The sequence below is a fragment of the Providencia sp. PROV141 genome, from assembly GCF_028481645.1.
GTDB classification, from domain to species: domain Bacteria; phylum Pseudomonadota; class Gammaproteobacteria; order Enterobacterales; family Enterobacteriaceae; genus Providencia; species Providencia rettgeri.
On record NZ_JAMPPR010000008.1, the window covers coordinates 66938 to 92845 of the forward strand.

The 25908-nt window shown below is 38.5% G+C and carries 19 protein-coding genes; 11 read left to right on the forward strand and 8 right to left on the reverse strand.

Features of this window, described 5'->3' with window-relative positions; translation table 11 throughout:
- Positions 1 to 128: 128 nt before the first annotated feature.
- Entirely contained in the window at positions 129 to 767 is a 639-nt protein-coding gene (gene grxB / locus PSF09_RS06680; RefSeq protein ID WP_272664950.1) for a glutaredoxin 2, read from the forward strand.
- Between the two features lie 78 nt (positions 768 to 845).
- On the opposite strand, the gene PSF09_RS06685 is transcribed toward grxB, so the two are convergent.
- Positions 846 to 1283, reverse strand: a complete 438-nt coding sequence (locus tag PSF09_RS06685; RefSeq protein ID WP_210838512.1) for an META domain-containing protein — start codon at positions 1281 to 1283, stop codon at positions 846 to 848.
- 14 nt (positions 1284 to 1297) lie between these two features.
- On the reverse strand, positions 1298 to 2296 hold the full coding sequence (locus PSF09_RS06690; protein ID WP_272683650.1) for a 2-hydroxyacid dehydrogenase: 999 nt from the start codon (positions 2294 to 2296) through the stop codon (positions 1298 to 1300).
- A gap of 234 nt (positions 2297 to 2530) precedes the next feature.
- Between PSF09_RS06690 and PSF09_RS06695 the strand changes: the two genes are divergently transcribed.
- From PSF09_RS06695 to PSF09_RS06705, 3 genes are read left to right on the forward strand one after another with little or no spacing between them, the layout of a single operon-like run.
- Positions 2531 to 5128: a YdbH family protein gene (locus PSF09_RS06695; protein ID WP_272683651.1), complete on the forward strand. Its 2598-nt coding sequence runs from the start codon at positions 2531 to 2533 to the stop codon at positions 5126 to 5128.
- A gap of 11 nt (positions 5129 to 5139) precedes the next feature.
- Positions 5140 to 5352 carry a YnbE family lipoprotein gene (locus PSF09_RS06700; protein WP_102140371.1) on the forward strand — a complete coding sequence of 71 codons (213 nt, stop codon included), beginning with the start codon at positions 5140 to 5142 and terminating at the stop codon, positions 5350 to 5352.
- Positions 5349 to 5678: a YdbL family protein gene (locus PSF09_RS06705; RefSeq protein WP_210838510.1), complete on the forward strand. Its 330-nt coding sequence runs from the start codon at positions 5349 to 5351 to the stop codon at positions 5676 to 5678. The genes PSF09_RS06700 and PSF09_RS06705 overlap by 4 nt, the downstream gene beginning before the upstream one ends.
- 79 nt (positions 5679 to 5757) lie before the next feature.
- Here the strand turns inward: PSF09_RS06705 and PSF09_RS06710 are convergent, their stop codons facing one another.
- The gene (locus PSF09_RS06710; protein ID WP_210838508.1) at positions 5758 to 6357 is read right to left on the reverse strand and encodes an FMN-dependent NADH-azoreductase; all 600 of its coding nucleotides are present in this window, start codon (positions 6355 to 6357) and stop codon (positions 5758 to 5760) included.
- Between the two features lie 214 nt (positions 6358 to 6571).
- On the opposite strand from PSF09_RS06710, the gene hrpA reads away from it, so the two are divergent.
- Positions 6572 to 10471 carry an ATP-dependent RNA helicase HrpA gene (gene hrpA / locus PSF09_RS06715; RefSeq protein WP_272683652.1) on the forward strand — a complete coding sequence of 1300 codons (3900 nt, stop codon included), beginning with the start codon at positions 6572 to 6574 and terminating at the stop codon, positions 10469 to 10471.
- A gap of 284 nt (positions 10472 to 10755) precedes the next feature.
- On the opposite strand, the gene PSF09_RS06720 is transcribed toward hrpA, so the two are convergent.
- Both PSF09_RS06720 and ydgH read right to left on the reverse strand, forming a co-directional pair.
- A complete protein-coding gene (locus PSF09_RS06720; RefSeq protein WP_371031719.1) occupies positions 10756 to 12096 on the reverse strand; it encodes a basic amino acid/polyamine antiporter in 1341 nt (446 codons plus the stop codon).
- 353 nt (positions 12097 to 12449) lie between these two features.
- On the reverse strand, positions 12450 to 13400 hold the full coding sequence (ydgH, locus tag PSF09_RS06725; RefSeq protein ID WP_210838503.1) for a DUF1471 family protein YdgH: 951 nt from the start codon (positions 13398 to 13400) through the stop codon (positions 12450 to 12452).
- 385 nt (positions 13401 to 13785) lie between these two features.
- Here ydgH and pntA point away from each other — a divergent pair, with 385 nt between their 5' ends.
- Together pntA and pntB are read left to right on the forward strand one after the other, a co-directional pair.
- Positions 13786 to 15315 (forward strand): Re/Si-specific NAD(P)(+) transhydrogenase subunit alpha, encoded by a 1530-nt coding sequence (gene pntA, locus PSF09_RS06730; protein ID WP_272664945.1) that lies wholly within the window; start codon positions 13786 to 13788, stop codon positions 15313 to 15315.
- 13 nt (positions 15316 to 15328) lie between these two features.
- The gene (gene pntB / locus PSF09_RS06735; protein WP_272683766.1) at positions 15329 to 16717 is read left to right on the forward strand and encodes a Re/Si-specific NAD(P)(+) transhydrogenase subunit beta; all 1389 of its coding nucleotides are present in this window, start codon (positions 15329 to 15331) and stop codon (positions 16715 to 16717) included.
- Between the two features lie 127 nt (positions 16718 to 16844).
- Here pntB and PSF09_RS06740 read toward each other — a convergent pair whose 3' ends face one another.
- A complete protein-coding gene (locus PSF09_RS06740) occupies positions 16845 to 18041 on the reverse strand; it encodes an MFS transporter (RefSeq protein WP_210838499.1) in 1197 nt (398 codons plus the stop codon).
- A gap of 169 nt (positions 18042 to 18210) precedes the next feature.
- Here PSF09_RS06740 and PSF09_RS06745 point away from each other — a divergent pair, with 169 nt between their 5' ends.
- Positions 18211 to 18843 carry a TetR/AcrR family transcriptional regulator gene (locus PSF09_RS06745; protein WP_272664944.1) on the forward strand — a complete coding sequence of 211 codons (633 nt, stop codon included), beginning with the start codon at positions 18211 to 18213 and terminating at the stop codon, positions 18841 to 18843.
- Between the two features lie 45 nt (positions 18844 to 18888).
- On the opposite strand, the gene uspE is transcribed toward PSF09_RS06745, so the two are convergent.
- Positions 18889 to 19836, reverse strand: a complete 948-nt coding sequence (gene uspE / locus PSF09_RS06750) for a universal stress protein UspE (protein ID WP_272683653.1) — start codon at positions 19834 to 19836, stop codon at positions 18889 to 18891.
- 125 nt (positions 19837 to 19961) lie between these two features.
- On the reverse strand, positions 19962 to 20717 hold the full coding sequence (locus PSF09_RS06755) for an FNR family transcription factor (protein WP_004254821.1): 756 nt from the start codon (positions 20715 to 20717) through the stop codon (positions 19962 to 19964).
- A gap of 364 nt (positions 20718 to 21081) precedes the next feature.
- Here PSF09_RS06755 and PSF09_RS06760 point away from each other — a divergent pair, with 364 nt between their 5' ends.
- The 3 genes from PSF09_RS06760 (at position 21082) to tyrP (ending at position 25666) form a co-directional block, all read left to right on the forward strand.
- Positions 21082 to 22092 carry an NAD(P)H-quinone oxidoreductase gene (locus PSF09_RS06760; RefSeq protein ID WP_272683654.1) on the forward strand — a complete coding sequence of 337 codons (1011 nt, stop codon included), beginning with the start codon at positions 21082 to 21084 and terminating at the stop codon, positions 22090 to 22092.
- 404 nt (positions 22093 to 22496) lie between these two features.
- Entirely contained in the window at positions 22497 to 24437 is a 1941-nt protein-coding gene (locus tag PSF09_RS06765) for a pyridoxal phosphate-dependent decarboxylase family protein (protein WP_272683767.1), read from the forward strand.
- Positions 24438 to 24457: 20 nt separating this feature from the next.
- Positions 24458 to 25666, forward strand: a complete 1209-nt coding sequence (gene tyrP / locus PSF09_RS06770) for a tyrosine transporter TyrP (RefSeq protein WP_272664942.1) — start codon at positions 24458 to 24460, stop codon at positions 25664 to 25666.
- Positions 25667 to 25908 lie beyond the last annotated feature (242 nt).

Genomic DNA, 25908 nt, shown 5'->3' on the forward strand with positions numbered 1-25908 from the left:
CTCTATTACATTTATTTTTCCTTGCGCTAAATAAAATCTTACAAGCGTGATAAGACATAAATGTAACCACTCAAGTATACTGTATAAAACCTATTGTAACTTTTATTACCAAATTAGTGAGGTTAACAATGAAATTATATATTTATGACCACTGTCCGTTTTGTGTCAGAGCAAGAATGATTTTTGGTTTAAAAAAGTTAGCAGTAGAGCAAATCGTTTTATTCGATGATGACATAGATACACCGACAAAAATGATTGGTCGAAAAATGTTACCTATTCTACAAAAAGATGATGGGAGTTATTTACCTGAAAGTTTAGATATTGTTCATTATGTTGATAGTATTAATGAACCTAAATATGCAGGAGGGAGTATTACTCCTGAAATAGAGACTTGGTCTAAAACGGTTTCTGCTGTGGTATATAAGCTTGTAACTCCACGCTTTACTCAAACGGATTTCCCCGAAATCAGTACAACGGAAGCTAGAGCAGCATATATAAACAGAACATCAAAATCTTACGGCGACTTAAATGAGCTTAAAAAAGAAACACATACGTTGCTAGTTGAATTAGAACCGCAATTATCTTTATTAGATGCGTGGTTAGAAACACGGAGTGAAGATATTGATATTAATGATTTTATTATTTTTCCAATCTTACGCAGTTTGAGTATTGTCGAGCACTTATCATTTAGCACAAACATTCGAAATTATATGGAGCGAATTGCAAAATACTCGAATGTTAACTTGTTATTTGATAAAGCAAAATAACCTATTTGGCTGTAAGTTCAGTGAATTTTGTTAAACGCCAACCGCCTCTAAAAGAGGCCGGTTGTGCAGGATAATCCATTAATGGACGTAGTCACGTAGTGTATAAACTAATTTGTAATGGCCCTGAATTAATACTAGCTGATTGTTTTTTAAAGAAATAACAGCGCCATCAGACAGTACTCGGTTTATCATTGAATCCCATTTAGATAAATCTTCATCAACACATTCGAGTTCCGTTCTAGTTAAGTTTTTTACAGTAATTTTTGCGTTTTTGATATCGCCAAACCCGTTAAAATCATTACACATTGATGCAGAAACAAACATTTTCTCGCCAAAAGAAAGGGAAGGAGTTGTTTGCTTACTGTTAATGGCCTTACCATTCACTTCAGTGAGAATAAAACGATGATGCATTAATTTATTTTCAAGTGCTTGGTCATCATTTCGCGCATTGACTTGATGAGTTTGGCAAGCTGCTAGCAATAAACCCAAAATTGTAAGTGGAATTAGGCGTTTCATGGTTCCAGACCCAACTATGCGTTAACAATATTAGGGCAAATTTCCCCACGACTTATTTGACGGATATTATTAAGCGTAGTTTGACTGATGCTTGTTAATGCTTCCTCCGTTAAAAACGCTTGATGCCCTGTAAACAATACGTTGTGGCAAGAGGAAAGTCGACGAAAAACATCATCTTGTATGACATCATTAGACTTATCTTCGAAAAATAAATCTCGCTCATTTTCATATACATCCATACCTAAAGCGCCAATTTTCTGCGATTTTAGTGCATTTATTGCCGCAACAGAATCGACTAATGCACCTCGGCTTGTATTGATGATCATGACTCCATTTTTCATTTTCTTGAAGGCATTTTCATCGAGTAAGTGATGATTTTCTGGTGTTAATGGACAATGAAGAGAAATAATATCTGATTGTTCATATAAAGTATCTAAGTCAACATATTCAGCGCCCAAATCTAAAACAGCTTGGTTCGGGTAGGGGTCATGTGCGAGTAAACGCATTCCGAATCCCTTTAAAATACGTAGTGTTGCTTTACCAATTTTTCCGGTGCCGATAATACCCGCAGTGCGGTTATGCATATTAAAGCCTGTTAACCCCTCGAGAGAGAAATTTGCATCTCGAGTACGCTGGTACGCTCGGTGGATCCTGCGATTAAGGCATAGCATCATACCAACAGCATGTTCGGCGACAGCCTCAGGAGAATAAGCGGGCACGCGGACAACCTGAATACCTAATTCTTTAGCTGCTTGTAAATCAACGTTGTTAAAGCCAGCACAACGTAAAGCTAAAATTCGAATATTTAGTGCGGCAAGCTCTTTCAAAACAGCGCGATTAGCTTCGTCGTTAACGAAAATACAGATGGCATCGGCACCAACCGCATTTTTAGCGGTCTGAACCGTCAATGGAAAATCAAAATATTCAATACTAAAATTAAATCCAGAATTTTGATTTACTTGTTCCATGTGCTTGCGGTCATACTGTTTGGTACTATAAGAAACAATTTTCATCACAAAGACTCCAATTTTTAGGAACCAATTAGAAAAGAGTAGGTAAAAAGGTGTACCTACAAAATATAAACTCAGAATAAGACAATTAAGTTTGTAAATCACCTATAAATTAAGAAAATAGGTATCTGTTTACGATTGAATGTGGTTTATCTTTGTTAGTAACAGGTTTAATAAGAAAATTTTGCTGAAATTTATCACGTGCGCTATAGAGCAATTCGAATAAGGGACGCAGTAATGCAGTTAATAAAAAGAGTATTCAGAATATTACTCTGCTTTTTGGGGGGAATCGCTGCTCTCTTAATACTCTTATGGATAACGATATCTCACTGGATGCCAGTTGTTGCATCGCACTATCTTCCTAAGCCACTTAAACTTTCATTTTCAGAACCAAGAATTAGTTATGGTCAGTTGGATATAGCAAGTATCAGTATAACAGCAAACAATTGCACATTGGTTCAATTGAATAGCACAAGGCTTTCTGTCTTTCCCTTGCATGCTATTGTGGATGGCCTTGATATAAAAACTGAATGTTTAAGCGCTCTTGAGCCAACTAATGAAACAGTTAATGAACCAATTAACATTGAAGAGCTTATCGATAATCTCCCTTTTTTTTCATTAGTTATCAATAATACCAATATACAACCATGGAGTGATTACCAAGGCAGTATCTGGTTGCGTAAAAATCAGGTTAATCCTCTACAGTTTGATTTTAGAGGGGATAATTTAAGATTGTCATCTTTAATTACGGCTGAGCATCAATTGGTTATTAAAGATTTCTTTACGTACCTACCAGAACAAAAGCAAACAATAGAGTTATTTGGTGATGTTCAATTGCCATTAATGGCTAATCAATTTCCCGAAAAAGGGGAATTGAATGCCTACTTTAAGTTAATCAACCCAGAAAAATTTTTACTGGCTGAATTTGGTTGGGTGAATGGCCAAGGTGCATTAACGGTTAAGGATACAGAAACACAAGAAGAATTACTTTATCTACCATGGACACTATCACCATCTAACATACAGATATCCCAAGGAAAATGGCAATGGAAAGAAGCTGATATTCCTTTGCAAGGAGGTGTTAGTTTTCAAGTCGATAACTGGGATAAAACGTTAAGTGAAATGGTTTTCTCAGGGCGTGTCAATATGCTTACACAAGCGAAGAAAGGTAAAGCTAATATTGTTTTAACACTACCAGCCACTCAAATAGACTTACTCGATACGAATATTAATTTTAGTTTAAATGGCCAAGTTAAATATGATGATATGGTGCTGGATATTCATTTACCCGCCAAGCTTTCAGGCCAGTTGGCAGCACCAAAAATTGCGTTTTTATCTAGTTCACTATTAAGAGCTTATGGTCGTCTTTCTGAAACACTTGTTCTTAATGAAGTGAGATTACCACTAGCGGGAACATCGTTAAGTGAAGATGGTATTTCAGGGCGTTTACAAGCTATCCTTAAGGTTAAAGAGCAGTATTGGGGCGATTTCGACATTCATTTGGATGGCAAAGCCAATAACTTTACCTTAGATAAGGGAAAATGGTTTTGGAATTATTGGGGAAATGCCAATTTGCCTTCATTATCAGCTAATTGGGATATTAAGGGCAATGGGAGTTGGCAGGACACTTTAATCACATTAAATAGCCTAAATACAGGTTTTGACCAAATACAATACGGGCTCTTATCGATGAGGGCTCCGCGTTTACAACTAAGTAAGCCATTAGTTTGGCAACGAGCTCAGAATAAAGCCAATTTTAATGGAAAATTACAGCTTACCAGTGAAAGGATGCAATTCGGCACTGAAAGTTACTTACCAAGGATCACATTAAACGCAGATCTTAATGGAAAATCTCCTGCTGAGTTTCAACTTAAAGGTGACTTAAGTACTAAAGATGTAGGGCCAATAGTCATCTTTGGGCGCTGGGACGGTGAAAGATTAAGAGGAGAAGCTCGTTGGCCTGAACAGTCGGTCACGGCTTTTCAAACGTTAATTCCTGCTGACCTTGGTATTGAATTAAAACAAGGAAAACTATTTTCTCAAGCTGCTTTTTCAATAACGCCGGAAGATGGTTTTATTGCAGGAGGACACTGGCGTGTAGAGAATACTAGTCTTTGGTTAAAAGATGGTGAATTATCAGGGTTAGATTTTGTTTTACCGTGGCGTTTAAAACAAAGTACTTGGACTTTGGGTGGTAAAGCACCCGTTGAATTGCGTATTAAGCAGCTCAATAATTTATTCGAATTAACTGACATTAAAGCAGATCTCTCGGGTTCTTATCCGCCAACGGAAAATTTACCATTAAAACTGACTAATGTCGGCTTTAAAACATTAGGGGGTGAAATATCGATGGATTTACTGCGTTGGCCACAAACGCAAGCCGCTACGATAAAATTAAGGCAGATTGAACTTAGTCAGTTATTTACCATACTAAAAGTGTCTCAATTTGCGGTATCCGGTAAAGTTAATGGTGAATTACCTTTTTATTTAAATAACCCAGAATGGATAGTTAAAGATGGATGGTTAGAAAATAGTGGACCATTAACATTACGACTAGATACCCAATTTGTTGATTCTATCCGAGAAGATAATTTATCTGCGGGTTCCGCAATGGGGTGGTTACAATATTTGGAAATAAAACGCAGCCGTACAGATGTTAATGTTACAAACTTAGGAATGTTAAAGATGACAACAATCCTTGAAGGGTATAACACACAAGAAAAGAAAAAACGTGAAGTTCATTTGCATTATCAACATGAAGAAAATATCTTTCAATTATGGCGCAGTTTACGATTTGGTAGCTCTTTAGAAGAGTGGTTGGAAAAAAATTTATAATGAGCAGAAGAATGAACGTGAAAATATTAAAATTCACTACAGCTATATCAATTGCGTTGTTGTTATCAGCTTGCTTGCGAGTTGAGGTAGCAACACCGGATAAGCCCATCAATATTAATATGAATGTAAAAATTGAACATGAAATTCAAATAAAAGCAGATAGGCAAGTAGAAGAATTATTGAAAGAAAATAGTGATTTGTTCGGTGAGGTAAATCCCAAATGAGTCGAATTATCAAGGCACTAGCACTATGTTCATTATTAACTGCTTTTCAGGCGATCGCAATTACGGTTGATGAAGCCAAAGAAACAGGCCTATTGGGGGAAACGCTGTCGGGCTATTTAGCTCCGATTAATACGAGTAATCAGGAGGCTACTAAACTAGCGGCACAAATTAATCAAGAACGAGAAAAAAGATACAGCGAAATTGCTGCAAAAAATAACCTAAAAACAAATGAGGTCGCTAGGATAGCAGGGCAAAAACTCGTAGAACGGGCAAGTCCTGGGGAGTTTGTGCGTGGCATTAATGGCCAATGGTTACAAAAGAAATAAAAAGCGCACTCAGAAAGTGCGCAAAATATAACAATGGTAGTTTTGGGTTTTAATAATATATGACTTAAAAGACTATATCTTAAGCGATAATAGTATTTATATGACTTTGTGCTTGTTGATGTGCTCGTTCAACGGACTCTTGGCCTAACGATGTTCCTTCAGCAAAAACGAACTCAACGTCTGTAATGCCAATGAAATCTAAAAATAATGTTAAATAAGGCACCATGGTATCTGTTGGTGTGCCTTTATAGATACCACCTCGACTGGTTAATACATAGGCACGCTTGTCTTTTAATAAGCCAACAGAACCTTGTTCTGTATATTTAAACGTGTGCCCTGAGCGAGCGATAAAGTCGAAGTAATGTTTTAAATGAGAAGAAATCGTAAAGTTATACATTGGGGCTGCAATAACAATCACATCGTGAGCTTTAATTTCATCAATCAACGTATTTGACAGGTCCAAATGTGCTTGTTGTTGTTCTGTTTTCGTGTCACTTGGACCAAAAGCTGCTAAAATTTCACCGTCAATCGCTGGAATTGGCTCTTTGACTAAATCTCGTACAGTTACTGTATCTGCTGAGTGTTTTTCCTGCCATTGTTGAATAAAGTAATCTGCCATTTTATTGCTTTGTGAATAGTCAGCCAGAATACTTGATTTCAATAGTAATACTTTACTCATGTGTTCCTCTATTTTTAGGTAAAACTTTATTGGTAATGATACGTATGGTGTAACTGATTGATAGGAAAAAATTAGATAGCCTTCTTCAAAAAAATTGATGGTATTTTTATGTGATAACAACAATTAAAAAATAAAAACGAAATTTAGCCCTTACAAATTACGAAGTGGGTTGGCTAGCGTGTATTGAAATTTATTAAAGATAAGGATTTAACAGGTGAAATCCATTCTGACGGCATTAACTGCTGATATTGGACAAACTTCATTACGTGACCAATGGTTGCTAAAGAAAAGAGTGCAGGGTATTGCAAAGATCCAGAACGAAAAATCGCGCTCTGCGGTACTTGACGCTATTAAAATAGATATTGAAAAGGCCAAACAAAAAGTTGAAATTAAACGATTAAATGCGCCTAAAATTGTGTATCCGGATAATTTACCCGTTAGCCAGAAAAAAGAGGTTATTTTAGATGCCATTAAAAAGTATCAAGTGGTCATTGTTGCAGGTGAAACGGGCTCCGGAAAGACCACCCAAATTCCAAAAATTTGTCTAGAACTTGGCAGAGGGGTCCTAGGATTTATAGGCCACACGCAGCCAAGACGTTTAGCCGCACGCTCAGTCGCGACACGTCTTGCTCAAGAACTTGAATGTGAATTAGGTTCAAATGTTGGCTATAAAGTACGATTTAGTGACCAAGTGAGTGAAACGACTCAAGTCAAATTGATGACTGATGGTATCTTGCTTGCAGAATTACAAAATGACAAATTGCTGTTGCAATATGACACTATTATCATCGATGAAGCTCACGAAAGAAGCCTCAATATCGACTTTATTTTAGGTTATTTACATCAATTATTACCAAGACGTCCTGATTTAAAAGTTATTATTACATCAGCAACTATTGACCCAGAACGTTTTTCGAAACACTTTAATCATGCTCCGATTGTTGAAGTGTCTGGCCGTACCTATCCGGTTGAAGTCCGTTATCGTCCTATTGTGGGAGATCAGAACGATAGCGACCGTGACCAAATAGATGGGATAATAGATGCCGTAAATGAGCTATCTGTTGAAGGTAATGGCGATATATTGATTTTTATGAGCGGTGAACGGGAAATTCGTGATACCGCAGATGCGTTATCAAAACTTTCTTTACGTCATACTGAAATCTTACCATTATTCGCAAGGCTTTCTAATAGTGAGCAAAATCGTATCTTTCATCCTCATGGGGGACGGCGGATCATTCTTGCAACAAACGTAGCAGAAACATCATTAACGGTACCTGGTATCAAATATGTCATTGATACCGGTTATGCACGTATTAGTCGTTATAGTTACCGTACAAAAGTACAGCGTCTCCCTGTTGAAGCGATCTCTCAGGCTTCAGCTAATCAACGTAAAGGGCGCTGTGGCCGTGTTTCTGATGGGATTTGTATTCGTTTATATTCAGAAGATGACTTTCTATCACGCCCAGAGTTTACAGACCCTGAAATTTTACGCACGAATTTAGCATCAGTTATATTACAAATGACTTCTATTGGCCTTGGTGATATTTCTGCGTTTCCATTTGTAGAGGCGCCAGATAAACGTAATATCCAAGATGGTGTGAAATTACTGGAAGAGCTAGGTGCAATTAAGTCCCACAAACAGGCAGATAAAGGCTATCAATTGACAGATACAGGTCGGCAGCTAGCTCAGCTTCCTGTTGACCCAAGACTTGCTCGGATGGTGATTGAAGCACGTAAACATGGTGCAGTTCGTGAGACAATGGTGATTGTTTCTGCATTGTCAATTCAAGATCCGAGGGAGAGGCCGTTAGATAAGCAGCAAGCTGCTGATGAAAAACATCGTCGTTTCCATGATAAGCAATCAGATTTCTTAGCCTTTTTAAATCTTTGGGATTACTTAAAAGAACAACAAACACAGCTTTCTAACGCCCAGTTTAGAAAAATGTGCCGCCAAGATTTTCTCAACTATTTACGTATTCGAGAGTGGCAAGATTTATATACCCAACTGAGGCAAGTGGTGAAAGAGCAAGGGTTTGCCATTAATAGCTCGGAGGTAGATTTTCGAAGTATTCACGTTTCGTTATTGGCTGGGTTACTTTCACATATTGGTCAAAAAGATGCCGATAAACACGAGTTCACTGGGGCTAGGAATGCACGTTTTACTATTTTTCCGGGTTCTGGTTTGTTTAAAAAACCACCAAAATGGGCAATGGTTGCGGAACTTGTTGAAACATCGAAATTATGGGGAAGAATTGCCGCATCCATCGATGTTGAGTGGGTTGAACCCTTAGCTGAACATTTAACTAAACATAGTTATAGTGAGCCTCATTGGTCAAAATCTGAAGGCGCGGTAATGGCCTCCGAAAAAGTGACTCTATATGGGCTACCTATTGTTGCGTCAAGGCAGGTTAACTATGGGAACATAGACCCATTACTATGCCGTGAGTTATTTATTCGTCACGCTTTGGTTGAAGGGGATTGGGTTACTCGCCACGCATTCTTTAAAGAAAATCTGAAATTATTATCAGAAGTAGAGGATTTGGAGCATAAATCACGTCGACGTGACATTTTAGTTGATGATGAAACATTATTTGCATTTTATGACCAACGTATCCCGAATGATGTGATTTCCTCCCGTCATTTTGATAATTGGTGGAAAACGGCATCTAAGCAACAATCTGACTTGTTAAGCTTTGAAAAAAGTATGCTGATTAAAGAGGACGCCAGCAATGTTTCAGCTCTTGATTACCCTAACTATTGGCATCAAGGGGATTTAAAATTTCGGTTGAGTTACCAATTTGAACCTGGAACTGATGCTGATGGTGTGACGGTACATATACCTCTTGCTGTATTAAATCAGGTTCAGAATATTGGCTTTGATTGGCAAGTTCCTGGGCTGCGTCATGAGCTAATCGTTGCTTTAATTAAATCACTACCTAAACCTATTAGACGAAATTTTGTCCCTGCACCTAATTATGCTTCTGCATTTTTAGAACGAGTGCCAGAGCCTGAAGGCAGTGTATTGGATAAACTTGAACGTGAATTACGCCGTATGACGGGTGTCACTGTTGAACGCGAATCATGGCAATTAGCGCAGCTTCCAGCCCATTTAAAAATGACGTATCGTGTTGTAGGTGACAAAAATAAAACCGTTGCAGAAGGACAAAATCTTGATGAGCTAAAAAATAGCTTAAAAGAAAAAGTGCAAGAAACGTTATCTGAAGTTGTGGATGACGGCATTGAGCAACACGGGTTACATATTTGGAGTTTTGGCGAGTTGCCTCAACGTTATGAGCAAAAAAGAGGCGGATATTCCGTTAAAGCTTATCCTGCGTTAGTCGATGAGAAAAATAGCGTTGGTATCAAGGTATTTGAAACCGAATTGGAACAACAGCAAGCAATGTGGGCCGGAGTACGTCGGTTATTGCTGTTAAACATTCCATCACCAATTAAATATCTACATGAAAAACTACCAAATAAATCAAAATTAGGTCTGTATTTTAACCCTTATGGTAAGGTATTAGAGTTAATTGATGACTGTATTGCTTGTGGCGTCGACCAAATAATTGCTGATTTTGGTGGTGCGGTATGGGATGAAGTGCAGTTTGAAAAACTGAAAGAGTTTGCACGTGCAGAATTAAATGATGTGGTTGTTAATATTGCTAAGCAAGTTGAACAAATATTAACAGCGGTGTTTGCTATCAATAAACGTCTAAAAGGGCGGGTTGATTTTTCGATGGCAATAGCGTTATCGGATATAAAAACACAAATGTCGAATTTGGTATTTAAAGGTTTTGTGACCACTCATGGTTGGAAGCGCTTACCTGATATTCTTCGTTATTTAAATGGGATAGAGCGGCGATTAGAAAAATTAGCGATTGACCCTAACCGAGATCGTGCTCAAATGAGTAAGGTAGAGCATGTTCAGAATATGTGGCAACAATGGCTAGTTAAATTATCTCCAATTCAGAAAAATATGCCAGAAGTTCAAGAAATTCGTTGGATGATTGAAGAACTGCGAGTTAGCTTGTTTGCCCAACAGCTTGGAACACCATACCCAATTTCGGATAAGCGCATTATTCAGTCGATGGAACACTTATCACAACAGCTGTAAGAACTATTATTTTTTACTAATTAGCGCTTCACATATTGATTATGTGAAGCGTTTTTTATTTTAGTTAACCTTGACCTATTTAGTTACAACATGCTAAAGGAGAGTTAAAAATATAAACTTTCGAGTTCGTACAACAGTCATTTTCACTAAAATAAGAGAGCGAAAAATGGTGAAAGAGGGGCCATTACTAGAAAATTATTGGGCTATTAAGCGACCGGAAACTAGGATTTTACAGTAAACTAGGGCTTAAATTTATTTATTAAAATTAAGCCCTTTGCATAAAATTAGGCAACCAAATAATAGAGTGCAGGAATAGCGGCTATCGCAATGGCATATGCCATGATTTTTTCAATCGCTTTTAATGGCATTTGGTTGGTTTGCTGCTGACGAGCATAGAAAAAGACCAAAATACCTGGAGCATACAAAACGACGGATAATAGCAAATTAATTAACCCTGATGCATAAAGCAGCCATAAACCATAAAGGCTGGCAATAGCTCCAACGGCAAGTAATGCTTTATTATGACGTTCAAAAGCTACTTTTACTAAAAATGCGCCAACAAGGAAATAAGGGACTAAAATCATTTCAGAGGCGATGGTAAGCAATGTGTTGTAATTACTCCCACTAAGCCAAATAAGAACCAAAGAGAGTTGTACTGCACCATTGGTGAGCCATAAAGAAGATGATGGTGCATCATTTTTATTTAATTTGTTGAATATTTTAGGGAATGATTGATATTGGGCTGCGATATAAGGTACTTCAGCAGCCATAATAGTCCAGCTTAGATAAGCCCCACAAACGGAAATAATTAGGCCTGCCGCAATAATAATATCACCACTCGAACCAATTAAATTTACCATGAGCGGAGCCATGGATGGGTTTTTTATTTCTGCGAGTTCAGCTCTAGGCATGATACCTAGGGAAAGTAAGGTAACAAGAATGTAGATAATTAATGCAGAACTTACTGCAAAAATTGTTGCTAAGCCAACATCACGGCGGTTTTTAGCTCTAGCAGAAACGACAACAGCACCTTCGATACCAATGAATACCCATAGTGTAATCAGCATGGTATCTTTGACTTGTTCCCAAACCGGAACGCCAAATTCGATACCACTAAAATCTGCATTGAAAATATCAAGTTTAAACGCAAAAAAAGCCAATACAATAAATAAGCCAAGAGGAACCAATTTTGCCATTGTAGCAAGTTTATTAATCCCAGCGGCTGTCTGTACCCCTCGAAGAACTAAATAATGAACAAACCAGAGAAGTATGGACTCTCCGATTAGAGCTTGCCATGTATTCCCATCACCAAAAATAATGTTATCAGGCGTATCCGTAAAAAAACTGATTGCAGCGAATACGATAACGAGATAAGACACATTGGCAACTACCGCACATAGCCAATACCCCCAGGCTGAACAAAAACCAATTAACTCCCCGAAGCCGACTTTTGCGTAAGTAAATATTCCACCGTCAAGGTCAGGACGTATACGGGAAAGTAACAATAAGGCAAATGCCAAAAAGAGGATACCCACCCCCGTAATTGACCAACCAATTATTAATGCGAGTGGGCTGGCAACTTCCGCCATATTTTGAGGGAGACTAAAAACACCGGCGCCAACCATTGAGCTAAGAACTAGCGCTGTTAGTGCGGTAAGACTCAAAGTATTTTTCAAAGTAAATCCTGAACGTTCAGAAATCAAAAGTTAAAATGACGTTAAAATGCCATTGCAATAATTAGTTTAACTAGTAGCCATTAAAAAAGCAGATAGAATGACTGCATGTTTTCATGGGTGTGGATTCTACGAACGAAATGACAGATATGCAATGGCAATGTATGCATTTTTAAGGATGTTTTATGCACTTTTTCAAAAGAATGGAAGTGAATAGAGCCAAAGAAGATAAATAACGTAAAGAGAAAGTATAAAAACAAAAAAACCAGCCGAGTAGGCTGGTTTTAACATCACGTAATACTGGGTTATTTAAACAAGTCAGCACTGATAGTGACACTTCCACCATTAGATTGCCATTCTCTTGTAATATGGAAATATTTAGCCCCTTTAGCTTCAGCACGTTTTGCTATTTGGTAACGTACTTCTGGCGTATTGGTGTAATATCCTGAGAATGTAATAGAGTCAAATGGAACCATTTGAGCTGCTGCTGTTTTGTTCACTTCTTCAATAACATAGCCACTTGGCAGAGTCACACTAGTACGACCTGGCTGGCTGCTAGAGGTTTCAAAGAAACGACCGACTGCGCTTGTTGGCTCTTCAGAAGATGCAACACCTGGGATACGTACTTTTTTAGCTGCTTCACCGCCTTCAGCTAATAGAGCTCGACCAGCTTCTGAATCAGCAGGAATCACTGCGTCTTCATTAAGTACTTGTCGTTTCGGGGCATCTTTCTTATAGATGTAAGCTGTTGCTAATGTGTTTCCACCATCATTCATTGCGATATTACGAACCACATAGAACGAGGCTGCATTTTTCTCAAGGGCTTTTTTAGCAATAGCCTCATAGAGGTCTGGCTGAGAAGGGTAAAAACCGCTTACCGTAACAGTATCAAAAGGCTCATATTCTGTTGCGTCAGTTTTTGACATTTCCTCAACACCACCGAATACACGACGTTTCGGTGCACTAACTTCTGGTGCATCTTTTGCGTAGACATCTGCAACAACACGCATGTTGCCGCTATCACCTACATCATCAAGGCTTTGAATGTAAAAGGCATATGCCCCCATTTTATCAGCCCTACGGGAGACTGCATCGGATGCTTCATAAATAGCATTAAAGCGCCCGGTAACTGTTATACGCTCATAAGGTTTTAATTCAGTAGCCTGTTTTGGCGTCAATTCAACAGCCGCCTGAGTAGCAGTTATACTAGTTAATGATAACACCGCGGCTGCGATGACCGTAGTTTTCAGCTTCATACAAAATCCTTCCGCCTTGCGCAATTTATTATAAACATGCTGAATCTTAGTTGTATCACATGTACGTGATTATTACACGTAACGGAACCCGTTGTCTCATGATTTTCTTTTTATGAGAAATAAATAATTATTGACTAGTTAAATTTACCAGATTTTTTAAAGTATCCAGTATTTTATTGACCTAAAACTAAGATTTTCACTGCGAATTCCATTTACTGTCTAAGAATCGAGATCAATTATGGATCAAGAAGCTTATTTTCAGTAGGTTATTAGAACATTAAAAATCTGTTTATGCACAAAATAAGACTTTTCTCTGTGATGATAGTCATTATTTTAGCAAACACTCTATTAACAACATTACATTAGGCATTAAAAAGGGAACATTATGCGTATTGGTATACCAAGAGAAAGACTTGCCAATGAAGCGCGTGTTGCAGCTACACCATCAACAGTAACTCAACTTCTTAAGTTAGGTTTTTCTGTCTGTGTAGAACAAAATGCGGGCCATTTAGCCAGTTTTGACGATGTAGCATACGAACAAGCGGGGGCAGAAATCGTTGATCGTGATACCGCATTTGCTGCGGATATCGTTTTTAAAGTCAACGCGCCACAGGATGATGAAATTCCTCTGTTAAAAGAAGGGGCAACACTGGTGAGTTTCATTTGGCCGGCACAAAATGCTGAGCTAATGGACGCTTTAAAAGCTCGGAAAATTAACGTGATGGCGATGGATGCCGTGCCACGTATTTCACGTGCCCAGTCACTTGATGCGCTGAGTTCAATGGCAAATATTGCAGGTTACCGTGCAATTGTTGAAGCTGCTCATGAATTTGGCCGTTTTTTTACGGGGCAAATTACGGCAGCAGGTAAAGTACCTCCAGCGAAAGTCATGATCATCGGTGCTGGGGTTGCTGGTCTTGCTGCAATTGGTGCAGCAGGTAGCTTAGGCGCTATTGTCCGCGCTTTTGACACTCGCCCTGAGGTGAAAGAGCAAGTTCAGAGTATGGGGGCTGAATTCCTTGAGCTAGATTTCAAAGAAGAGGCTGGTAGTGGCGATGGCTATGCCAAAGTGATGTCAGAAGCATTTATTAAAGCTGAGATGGAATTGTTCGCTGCCCAGGCGAAAGAAGTCGATATCATTGTGACTACGGCACTGATCCCAGGTAAACCCGCCCCTAAATTGATTACCAAGGAAATGGTTGAATCAATGAAACCAGGGAGTGTGGTTGTCGACTTAGCGGCGCAAACCGGTGGAAACTGTGAATTAACCCAAGCTGATAAGTTGGTTGTGACGGACAATGGCGTAAAAATCATTGGTTACACCGATTTACCAAGCCGTTTACCAACTCAATCATCACAGTTATATGGAACAAACCTTGTTAACTTGATGAAACTGCTATGCAAAGAAAAAGACGGTGAAATCAACATTGATTTTGACGATCTGGTTATTCGCGGGGTCACAGTGATTAAGCAAGGTGAAATCACCTGGCCTGCCCCCCCAATTCAGGTATCTGCTCAGCCGCAGGCGAAACCGCAAGCGGTTGAAAAAGTTAAAGCGCCTGAGAAAAAGATGTCACCGACGCTGAAATATGGCTTGATGGCATTAGCTATCATCTTGTTTGGTTGGTTCGCTAATTCAGCACCAAAAGAGTTTTTATCGCACTTTACGGTATTTGCATTAGCTTGTGTGGTCGGTTATTACGTGGTTTGGAATGTCACTCATGCATTGCATACGCCGTTAATGTCAGTCACGAATGCTATTTCAGGGATCATCGTCGTTGGGGCCTTGCTCCAGATTGGAAGCGGTGGCTGGGTAAGCTTCTTATCCTTTATTGCCATATTGATCGCCAGTATCAATATTTTTGGTGGGTTCACTGTAACTCAACGTATGTTAAAAATGTTTCGTAAAGGGTAAGGGGTAACTTATGTTGTCGAGTGGAATTGTGACAGCAGCTTACATAGTTGCTGCTATCCTATTTATTTTCAGCCTTGCGGGGTTATCCCGCCATGAAAGTTCCCAACGAGGGAACACTTACGGCATCATCGGGATGGCTATTGCATTGATTGCCACCATTTTAGGTCCTCACAGTGCTAATGTGGGCTGGATGATCGTTGCGATGGTTATTGGTGCTGTGATTGGTATTCGCTTAGCGAAAAAAGTTGAAATGACAGAAATGCCTGAGCTGGTGGCTATTTTACATAGTTTTGTCGGTTTAGCAGCAGTGCTGGTTGGTTTCAACAGTTTTATCGCAAGTGAAGGACACGCTGATGTTGTGATGGAAAACATTCATTTAACTGAAGTTTTCTTAGGGATCTTCATTGGTGCGGTTACCTTCACCGGTTCAGTGGTCGCTTATGGTAAATTATCAGGAAAAATGTCATCAAAACCGATGATGTTACCTAATCGCCATAAACTGAATTTAGCAGCGTTAGTTGTTTCATTTATTTTGTTAGTGATTTTCGTTAAAACAGAAAGTGTGGGCTTACAAGTCTTCTTGATGCTAATCATGACTGCGATTGCTTTAGCTTTTGGCTGGCATTTAGTGGCATCAATTGGTGGGGCGGATATGCCTGTGGTTGTTTCAATGCTGAATTCTTATTCAGGTTGGGCTGCTGCAGCGGCAGGTTTCATGTTAAGCAATGACTTGTTGATCGTCACAGGGGCGTTGGTCGGTTCTTCAGGTGCGATTCTGTCTTATATTATGTGTAAGGCGATGAACCGTTCATTCATTAGTGTCATTGCGGGAGGCTTCGGTACAGATGGCTCTTCAACGGGTACTGAAGAAGAAATGGGTGAGTACCGTGAAAGTACTGCAGAAGAAGTCGCTGAAATGTTGAAAAATTCAACATCGGTGATTATCACTCCAGGCTATGGTATGGCGGTTGCACAAGCACAATACCCTGTTGCAGATATCACCACTAAACTACGTGAACGTGGTATCAAGGTGCGGTTTGGTATTCACCCTGTAGCAGGGCGCTTACCTGGACACATGAACGTATTATTAGCAGAGGCCAAAGTACCTTACGATGTCGTATTGGAAATGGATGAAATTAATGATGATTTCTCTGATACTGATACCGTTCTGGTTATTGGTGCTAATGATACGGTTAACCCAGCGGCTCAAGAAGATCCAAACAGCCCAATTGCGGGGATGCCTGTTCTTGAAGTTTGGAAAGCAAGCAATGTCATTGTATTTAAACGTTCAATGAATACAGGCTACGCTGGGGTACAAAACCCGTTATTCTTCAAAGAGAATACACAAATGTTGTTTGGTGATGCGAAAGATAGCGTTGATGCAATCTTACGTGCATTGTAATTTAATGAATCGTTAATTTACTTCAAAATTAGCAATAAAGTAAGAAGGGGTGATTGGCTAATACCAGTCACCCCTTCTTGACATTTAAGAGCTAAATCAATTTATGTGATGTAATTTTATAAACGTATCATTTGATGCAAAATCTAGCGCAATTGGTTAGCCCGCGAGCAAAGGTAAACACTAATAAAAACGCGAGTGTTGATATTGTGAGCATGCTCATCATGAGAACTCCGCCATTGAAATTATCCATGACATATCCTCCCACTAAGCTACCAATAGTAATTAAAATTAAAAACATAAAGGTAATTAAGGCTGAACCTTTTTCGGTTAATTCTGGAACATGAACGTGCATCCACATGTTGATTGTTGCAGGAACCATACCTGCAGCAATTCCCCATGAAAAAACAAATATGATACTGGTCGCCCAATTAAAATCTAAAACGGATAATGCGAGAAAAGCTAAGGCTAATAAAAGCGCACTAATTGCAAAATTATAACGAACATTATGTTTTCCGACATAGCCCGCCAGTATATTGCCAACGACGCTGGCCACCCCAAAAAAGAGTAATAATGCTGAAATTTGCCCCTCGATAAAACCTGCGGTGTGTTTAAAGAACACCGTAAAATAATTATAGGCAGAGAAATGCGCTAAAAAAATCAATGTGAATATAACTAACCCCTTACGTGCAATAGGGTGCGAGGGCATCAATAATAACTCTTTCCATTGCATAGATGAGGACGGTTTTAATGATGGTAAAGAAAAATACTGCATAAAAAATGCGATGGCGCCTGCAATAACTAATGCAATATAAGGGGTTCTCCAACCATAGTTATCAGATAGCCAAGCACCTAAAGGTACGCCGAGTACGGTGACTAATGTGACCGCCGAAAAAAATATTGTTACGGATGTGGTGATTGACATGTTTTTAGGTGCTAAGCGTACGACTAAGCCAGCAGCAACCCCCCAAAAACCCCCCAATGCAATTCCTAATGCGAAACGGCCTAATAAAACTAAACTAAAACTAGAAGCGAAAGCCGTAATTGCATTGGCTAAAATCATGAGAGCAACTAAGAAAAGTAATACTTGGCGTCTATCGATATTTTTTGCATAAATGGGAACAAATAGGGAGGATGCCATACCTGCGATAGATGTGACTGTCACAGTAAGTCCTGCGGTACCTGTTGATATTTGGAAATCATAAGCGATATTATTCAGGACGCTTATCGCTAAAAATTCACCAGTAACAATAATAAAGCAAGCAAAAGTTGCAGATAATAGTGAAAGCCAGTTACCATTGTGCGAAGAAAAATGAGTTGTTGTCATTTGCTTTCCATGAAAATTGAGTTATTTACCAAAAAGAATAATTTTATAGTGACCGCTATAAAATTATGGTGCTATTCTTTATGCTAATTTAGGTGCTGTCAATTATTTTTATAGTGATCACTACAAAATAGTTGTGGCACCGTGAGTTGACTGCGAGTAAAGTGAGAAGATGAATCAAATAAAACGCGGGCGGCCTAAAGGCTTTGACCAACAAGATGCATTAGCTAAAGCCATGTTACTTTTTTGGCGAAATGGCTATGTTGCAACCTCAATTAGCGATTTAACTCAAGAGCTAGGTATCACTGCACCTAGTCTTTATTGTGCTTTTGGTGATAAAGCATCGTTGTTTAATCAATGTATTGATTATTATTTGATGAATGAAGCTTGCCCTATTTTGTCTATCGTAAAGCAAGCTAAAACGGCGAAAATTGCGATTGAATTACTGATGTATGAAAGTGCCAAAAGGCTAATTCAGCCAAACAAGCCTGCAGGTTGTATGTTGATTACTGCAGCAATGAATGGGGCGAAGCAAATCGAAGATGTACAATTAAACGTCCAAGAAAAACGGAAGAGTTATCAAGAGATTCTACTGGAGCGTATGCGTAAAGGCATTGCTGATGGCGATGTTGCTCCAGATGCACAAATTGAAGCTATCGTTGATTTTTATATCACAGTGATCGATGGCTTTACCATACAAGCATGTGATGGAGTTGAACTTGAAAGGCTAAATCAAGTTATTTTTAATGCTATGCAGGTTTGGCCAGTACTTAATTCCAACCAACATAAACAGAATCAGGATTGAATTGCTCCCCTAGTGAATTAGAGGGAGCAATTTTTAAATGATTAATTAATCTTCATCAGCAGGGGTGATAGGGCAGACAAAACCGTCAGGTTTAATCGCTAATAAATCACATTTTAGCTTATCGATGACATGCTCTGCGGTATTTCCCAAAAAGGCAGCTGAAATCCCTGTACGGCCTAAAATACCCAGTATCACAACCCCTGCATGTAATTCTTCACACATGTCAGGAATAATTTTTTCAGGTAGGCCTTCACGGACATGGGTGTACCTTTCATCAATCCCAAATTTTTGCCGTAGCTCTTTCATCGCAATTAAATGCTGGCCACGTAGTGCGTTGTTATATAAGCTCGGGTCGAAATCGGGCAACTCTATGGCAATATTCATTGGCGCAACAGGATATGCGCTTACTAAATGAATTTCCTGTTCTTTAATAATGCGTGTTGCTAAGTCTTTTGTTTTTTCGACCAATTTGATATTGAGGTCATCGTGATAAGATTCCTCATTTGATAAATTAACGGCAACAACCACGGAACCATGGTCTGGCCAGACTTTATCTTTCACCATCCAGACGGGAGCAGGGCATTTTCGGAGTAAGTGCCAGTCTAACGGGGTAAAAATAATTGACTCGAAATTATCGGTTTGGTGTGCCATTTTCAGTAATAAGTCATGTTCACCACTGATAACTTCCTGAATAATGGCCTCATATGGCTTGTTGTGCCAAATAACTTTAATTTCAATATCAATGCCCGCTTCAAGATAAAAATGAGCTTGTTGTTTGATCCACGCTGCTTTTTGGCTTATTACACCTTTACGCATGGCATTACGCTCTTCAGGAGACAGTAATGTTGTCATGTCATAGGAAAGGTCGTAGATAGGCAAAAACGCTTTTATCCGTCCACCATTACGCTGCACGATGTAGACAGCACGTCTTAATGCAGGCTGATCATCCTGATTTGGGTCAATTGCAACTAGCAGGTTTTTATAGTTTGCCATATTGAAATCCTCTCGATACACGGATATTTCCATATAGATAAACTATGATATTGAGATTAAATAGGCAAGAAATCTGGGGAAAAAAATAAAAACGGATCACTGATAACGTGATCCGTTTAGGGATATTAGCATGTAATTGCTGAAACTTTACCAGCAATATCAGTCAGTTTAGCCATATCTTCGATAGTGATATACTTGCCTTTAACACTCAACATGCCACTTTTTTGAAAGCGGCCTAATAAGCGGCTGATGGTTTCAACGGTTAATCCAAGATAGTTACCAATATCTCCACGAGTCATGGTCAATCTAAATTCTCTTGGTGAAAAACCACGTTCCGCAAAGCGGTGTGAGAGGTTAAGAATAAATGCAGCTAAACGTTCTTCCGCATTTTTCTTAGATAATAAAAGGATCATTTCTTGATCACCTTTAATTTCACCGCTCATTAAACGCATAATTTGCTGACGTAAATTAGGCATTTTGCCTGATAAATCATCTAAGGTTTCAAAAGGTATTTCACAAACCATTGATGTTTCAAGTGCTTGTGCAAAACTTGGGTGCTGTGTATGAATGATGGCATCAAAACCAACAAGGTCTCCAGCTAAATGAAAACCAGTAATTTGCTCATCGCCTTCTTCGGTTATTGTATAGCTTTTTATTGTACCTGAGCGGATGGCATATAATGAACGCAACTCATCGCCTGCTTTAAACAAAGCTTGGCCTTTTTGAATTGGTTTCTTGCGTTCGATGATATTATCAAGTTGATCCAGTTCATGTTCATTCAGCGTAAAAGGAATGCAAAGTTGGCTAATACTGCAGTCCTGGCAATGAATAGCACAACCACCAGACTGGATGCGACGAACAACTCTTTTTTCTGGGATCATATTTAAGGCTCAATCAAGTTAAAATTATTGATATGAGTCAATTTTAACATAAGATAATGCAACTGATAAGTAGTAATGTATGACAGAATCGACTTAATAAACAAAAAAGCCAATCAGAGAACATGCAAGAAATTAGTGAATTTAGATATTAATGCTAAATTAAAGAAGATTACTAAATATAAAATTTGATATAGATTAAATTTTATCCTCTAAACGATAAAAAGATGACAGATATCACCATTGTAATTAATACTTAAAATTATGGTGCTTGGGCACGAAATAATAAACTAATTAGCATTAATTTAACACGAAAATAAATTTATGAATATCAATTTTTCAAATTAACCTCAATAAGGAGATTATAATGACACTTACTCAACAGTCTTTACCCACTTCGATGACAGTTGTTGACATTATAGAACCTGGTGGGCCAGAAAAGCTGCGATTAATTGATAAACCGTTACCTATAATTTCTGCTGGGTATTTACTTGTTAAGGTGGAAGCTGCGGGCGTTAATCGTCCTGATATTTTTCAGCGTAAGGGGTCGTATCCTCCACCTGCAGATGCTTCACCAATTATGGGGCTTGAAATTGCAGGAACTATTGTTGGTAAGGCGGATGATGCAGAGGAATGGCAGTTAGGTGATAAAGTTTGTGGGCTGGTTGCCGGGGGCGGTTATGCGGAATATTGTCTAGTGCATAAAAACATAGCCTTACCGTTAGGGAATTTATCTTTTATCGAGGGGGCGGCAATACCTGAAAACTTTTTTACTGTTTGGGCTAATGTTTTTCAAATAGGTAAGTTAAAGAAAGATGAAACAGTACTTATTCACGGAGGAACATCGGGTATTGGTAGTGTGGCGATTATGTTAGCGAAAGCGTTTGGTGCAATAGTGATTACTACTGTCGGCTCTGAAGATAAAGTTGAAGTTGCAAAATCGCTAGGTGCGGATTGTGCTGTTAACTATAGAAAAGATGATTTTGTTGAAGCTACACTCAATTATACCTCTTCTCGAGGTGTAGATATGGTCGTAGATATTATCGGTGGTGATTATGTTGCAAAAAATTATCAAGTTGCTGCTAAATTTGCGCGTATTATCCAGATTGGGATGATGAAAGGTAACCCTAAAGAGTTAAATATGATGCCTTTAATGGTAAAAAGATTAACTCATACAGGATCAACAATGCGTTCTCGAACGATTGAAGAAAAAATTTTGATCGCACAAGAGCTCAAAGAACAAGTTTGGGGAATGTTGCAAAAAGGTGAAATAAAACCTGTTGTTAACAAAATCTATCCTTTATCCCAAGTAAAAGAAGCGCATGAATATATGGAGTCAGGTGACCTTGCTGGTAAAATCATTCTAAAAAACAACTAATTATAAGTTTTTAATCTGGTTTTTATTGTTGTATTACAATATTTTCACAATAGTAAAAGCCAGTTTGTTTATAACAAATAATTTACATAATCAAGTCTTTTTAGCGTAAATATCTCTTTACAGTTAACTAAATTTTGATTTTTTGTGCTTGCCCACAAATTAGAATGAAATTCCAGTTGGTTTGTTAATAATTTAATAAAAATAGATTATATCTATAAACAAGTTGGCCATTAACGGTTTGTTTATCAATAATTAATTCTTAAATGATATTTTTAAATGTATATCATTAATATATTGATATCTTTTATATAAACACAGTCCGTTATGCACTTTCCAATGATATTAAGTTAAGTGACTTAAATGCAACTAGCGGCGGCTAATTGCAGTTTGAAGGTGTAGTAATGATGAATAATTTTAAAAATGCAAAGATGAATGTAGATGCATTGTTTTTAGGCCCTAAATCTGAAAATGCTGTCTTTTTCAAAGAAATGATGGAATATTCAGTGAGTGAACATATGCATTGGCGCTCTAGTTACCATCCAGAAGACCCTGATCTTATCTCTACCGTTGACCGCTATGCCCCAGAATACCGAGATACGCTATATCGTACAGAAGGTATTCTCAATCAACTCTCTTCAAAATTAAAAACAACATCAGTTCCATGGTTCTCTCCACGTTATATGGGCCATATGAATGCAGATACGCTGATGATTTCTAATTTAGCTTATGTTATGGCGATGATGTACAACCCCAATAATTGTGCACAAGAATCCTCACCAACGACAACAGTTTTAGAAATAGAAGCCGGGTTAGATTTATGTGCCATGTTTGGTTATGACGTACAACATGCTTGGGGGCATATTACATCTGGCGGAACGGTTGCTAACTATGAAGGATTATGGGTAGCTAGAAATATTAAAACACTACCGTTGGCGATTATGCAGCATCCAAAATCCCAATACCTACTAAAGGGGAAAACCGAAAAAGAGTTGCTCAATCTTTCAGTGCCTACAGTTCTAGATTTAATTGACGAATTAAAGAAACAGCAAATTTTTGAGGAAGTTCGTGATCTAACCTGTCGTGGAGTTGGAATAGAGCAAGGAAAACTGGGTAAGTTATTGGTTCCCCAGTCTAAGCACTATTCATGGATGAAAGCGATGGATATTCTTGGTTTAGGCCAACAGAATATTGTGCAACTACCCGTTGATGCAAGTTATCGAACGGATGTGCGTAAAATGCGTGAAACCGTATTTGCATTGATTGAGCAAGGGGAACCCATTTTAGCGGTCGTTGCCGTTATGGGAACCACAGAAACTGGCGCAATAGACAATGTCAAAGAAGTCATTGAGCTACGACGTGAATGTGAGCAACGTTTTGGTGTTTCTTTTTATGTACATATTGACGCTGCTTATGCGGGATACGCTTGTGCGATGTTTCGCGATGAAGAAAATCAATTTATGGAGTATGAGAATTTAATCCAACGTTATCATAGTGAAGGAATTTTTCCTGAAAATATGGTGTGGCCAAAGCGTGATGTGTATGAAAGTTTTAAAGCATTAAGCCAAGCGGATTCTATTACTGTTGACCCTCATAAAGTGGGGTTTATTCCGTATGCGGCGGGGGCAATCTGTATGAAAGATAAGCGGATTGTAGATTTGGTTTCTTACCATGCCGCTTATGTATTTGAAGAAGTGCAAGAAAAACAGCGTAAAGCAGAGAAAACGCAGAATGTATTACTTGGTTCTTCCATTATGGAAGGGTCAAAAGCAGGCGCAACCGCCGCAGCGGTATGGGCTGCACATCGCTTAGTCCCATTAAATGTTTTAGGGTATGGAAAAGTGATTGCCGCAGGGGTCATCACGGCCAATTGGATGATTGACAAAATTAATCAATGTGAGCCTTTCATTATTGATGAGCGTCAATTTTCAATTATAGCGATGCCTACGCCTGATTTTCACATGATTAACTTTATGTTCCGTGAAATCGGAAACATCTCTTTAGAAAAGCAAAATCAGCTAAATAAGCGGTTATATGAATTATGCTCTTATGCTGCAGGTCGGAGTTATTCTAATGATTTTCTCACTTCATCAACTTCGCTAACTTATGACGAATATGGTGATAATCCATTGAGTTTATGTCGAGACGCACAATTCTCTGATAATGAATGGCATAAAGTACGGTCAATTTATGTGCTGCGGGCGGCGATTATGACGCATTGCTTGCGTGATAGGGCACATTTTGAAACCTATTGGGCGGAGTTAAAAAATATCTTTGAAGACAAACTGCAACAACTCATTAATGAAGAAAATAAGTCAAATCATTCCAATTATAAAATTAATATTTAATTGATTGTTAGGATCTCAATATGAAAAATCGCACACTTGGTAGTGTATTTATTGTTGCAGGTACTACGATTGGCGCTGGTATGTTAGCTATGCCTATCGCTGCTGCTGGTAATGGTTTTTTAGTTAGCTTGGCTATGTTATTAGTGTTATGGGCATTGATGTGTTACACAGCATTGCTCTTGGTCGAGGTTTATCAACATGAGTCCCACGAAACGGGGATTGGTAGTGTTGCGCAGCGGTATTTAGGGTCTAGTGGCAAATTTATTACGGGTTTCAGCATGATGTTCCTTATGTATGCACTGACAGCCGCTTATGTCAGTGGTGCAGGGGAAATCATTACTTCGAATTTAAAAACTAGTTTTGCCATTGAAATGGCTGATTGGATGGGAATTGTTGTATTTACCGTTATTGGTGGTGGAGTTGTATGTTTCGGGACTTCATCCGTAGATTTTATCAACCGTATTTTATTTGCAGCAAAAATTGTTTTTCTAGTCATTATATTGGCATTAATGATACCGCATGTTGAGCAACAAAATTTATTGGCTGCACCAACTGAAAAAGTTCTCATTTTATCTGCGATACCGGTATTTTTTACCTCATTTGGTTTTCATGGTAGCGTCCCAAGTATCGTTAAATACATGGGAGGGGATGTCAAAAAACTGCGGGTTATTTTTATCATCGGAAGTGCTATCCCATTGATTGCTTATATTTTATGGCAAATCGCAACCTTAGGGAGTATTGGTACAACCACGTTCGTTGGTATTTTGGCTGAAAACGCAGGGCTTAATGGACTATTAGATGCAATTAAGGATGTGGCTCAATCAGGAAAAACAGAGTTAATTGCACAAATGTTCATGAGTTTGGCTCTAGCGACATCTTTCCTTGGGGTTGCTTTAGGGTTATTTGACTTTTTAGCAGACTTATTTAAACGTCAAGATAATGCTTCAGGGCGTCTACAAACAGGCTTATTGACCTTTGGACCACCGTTAGTTTTTGCTTTATTTTATCCTAAAGGGTTTGTGATGGCGTTAGGGTATGCCGCAATTGCACTTTCAATACTAGCTTTATTACTACCTAGTGCAATGGCATTTAAATCAAGGGCATTGAACCCACAGAAATATCAAGTATTGGGCGGTGGATTAGGTCTATCATTGGTATTTATTTGTGGCATTATAGTCATTGGTGTTCAGTTAGGGATTGTTTTCAACATATTACCTAATATTGGTTAATAAATAGTATACTTGCCAGCTGTCTCTTGATGGCTGGCTTGTTCCTTTCCTAAAAGCTTTTCTCAAATTTACTGCACAATTTACTCTGTTAGACAATTTACCGCACATTTTTTACTGTTGTATCGACATTTAGTCGGTATAATCCATATAAGAATGATTATCATTAGCACATTATGCACAAAAACAGATATATCTAAAGCTGGCATTTTCTGTAAAAGTAACTATTATATTAGATATATCGG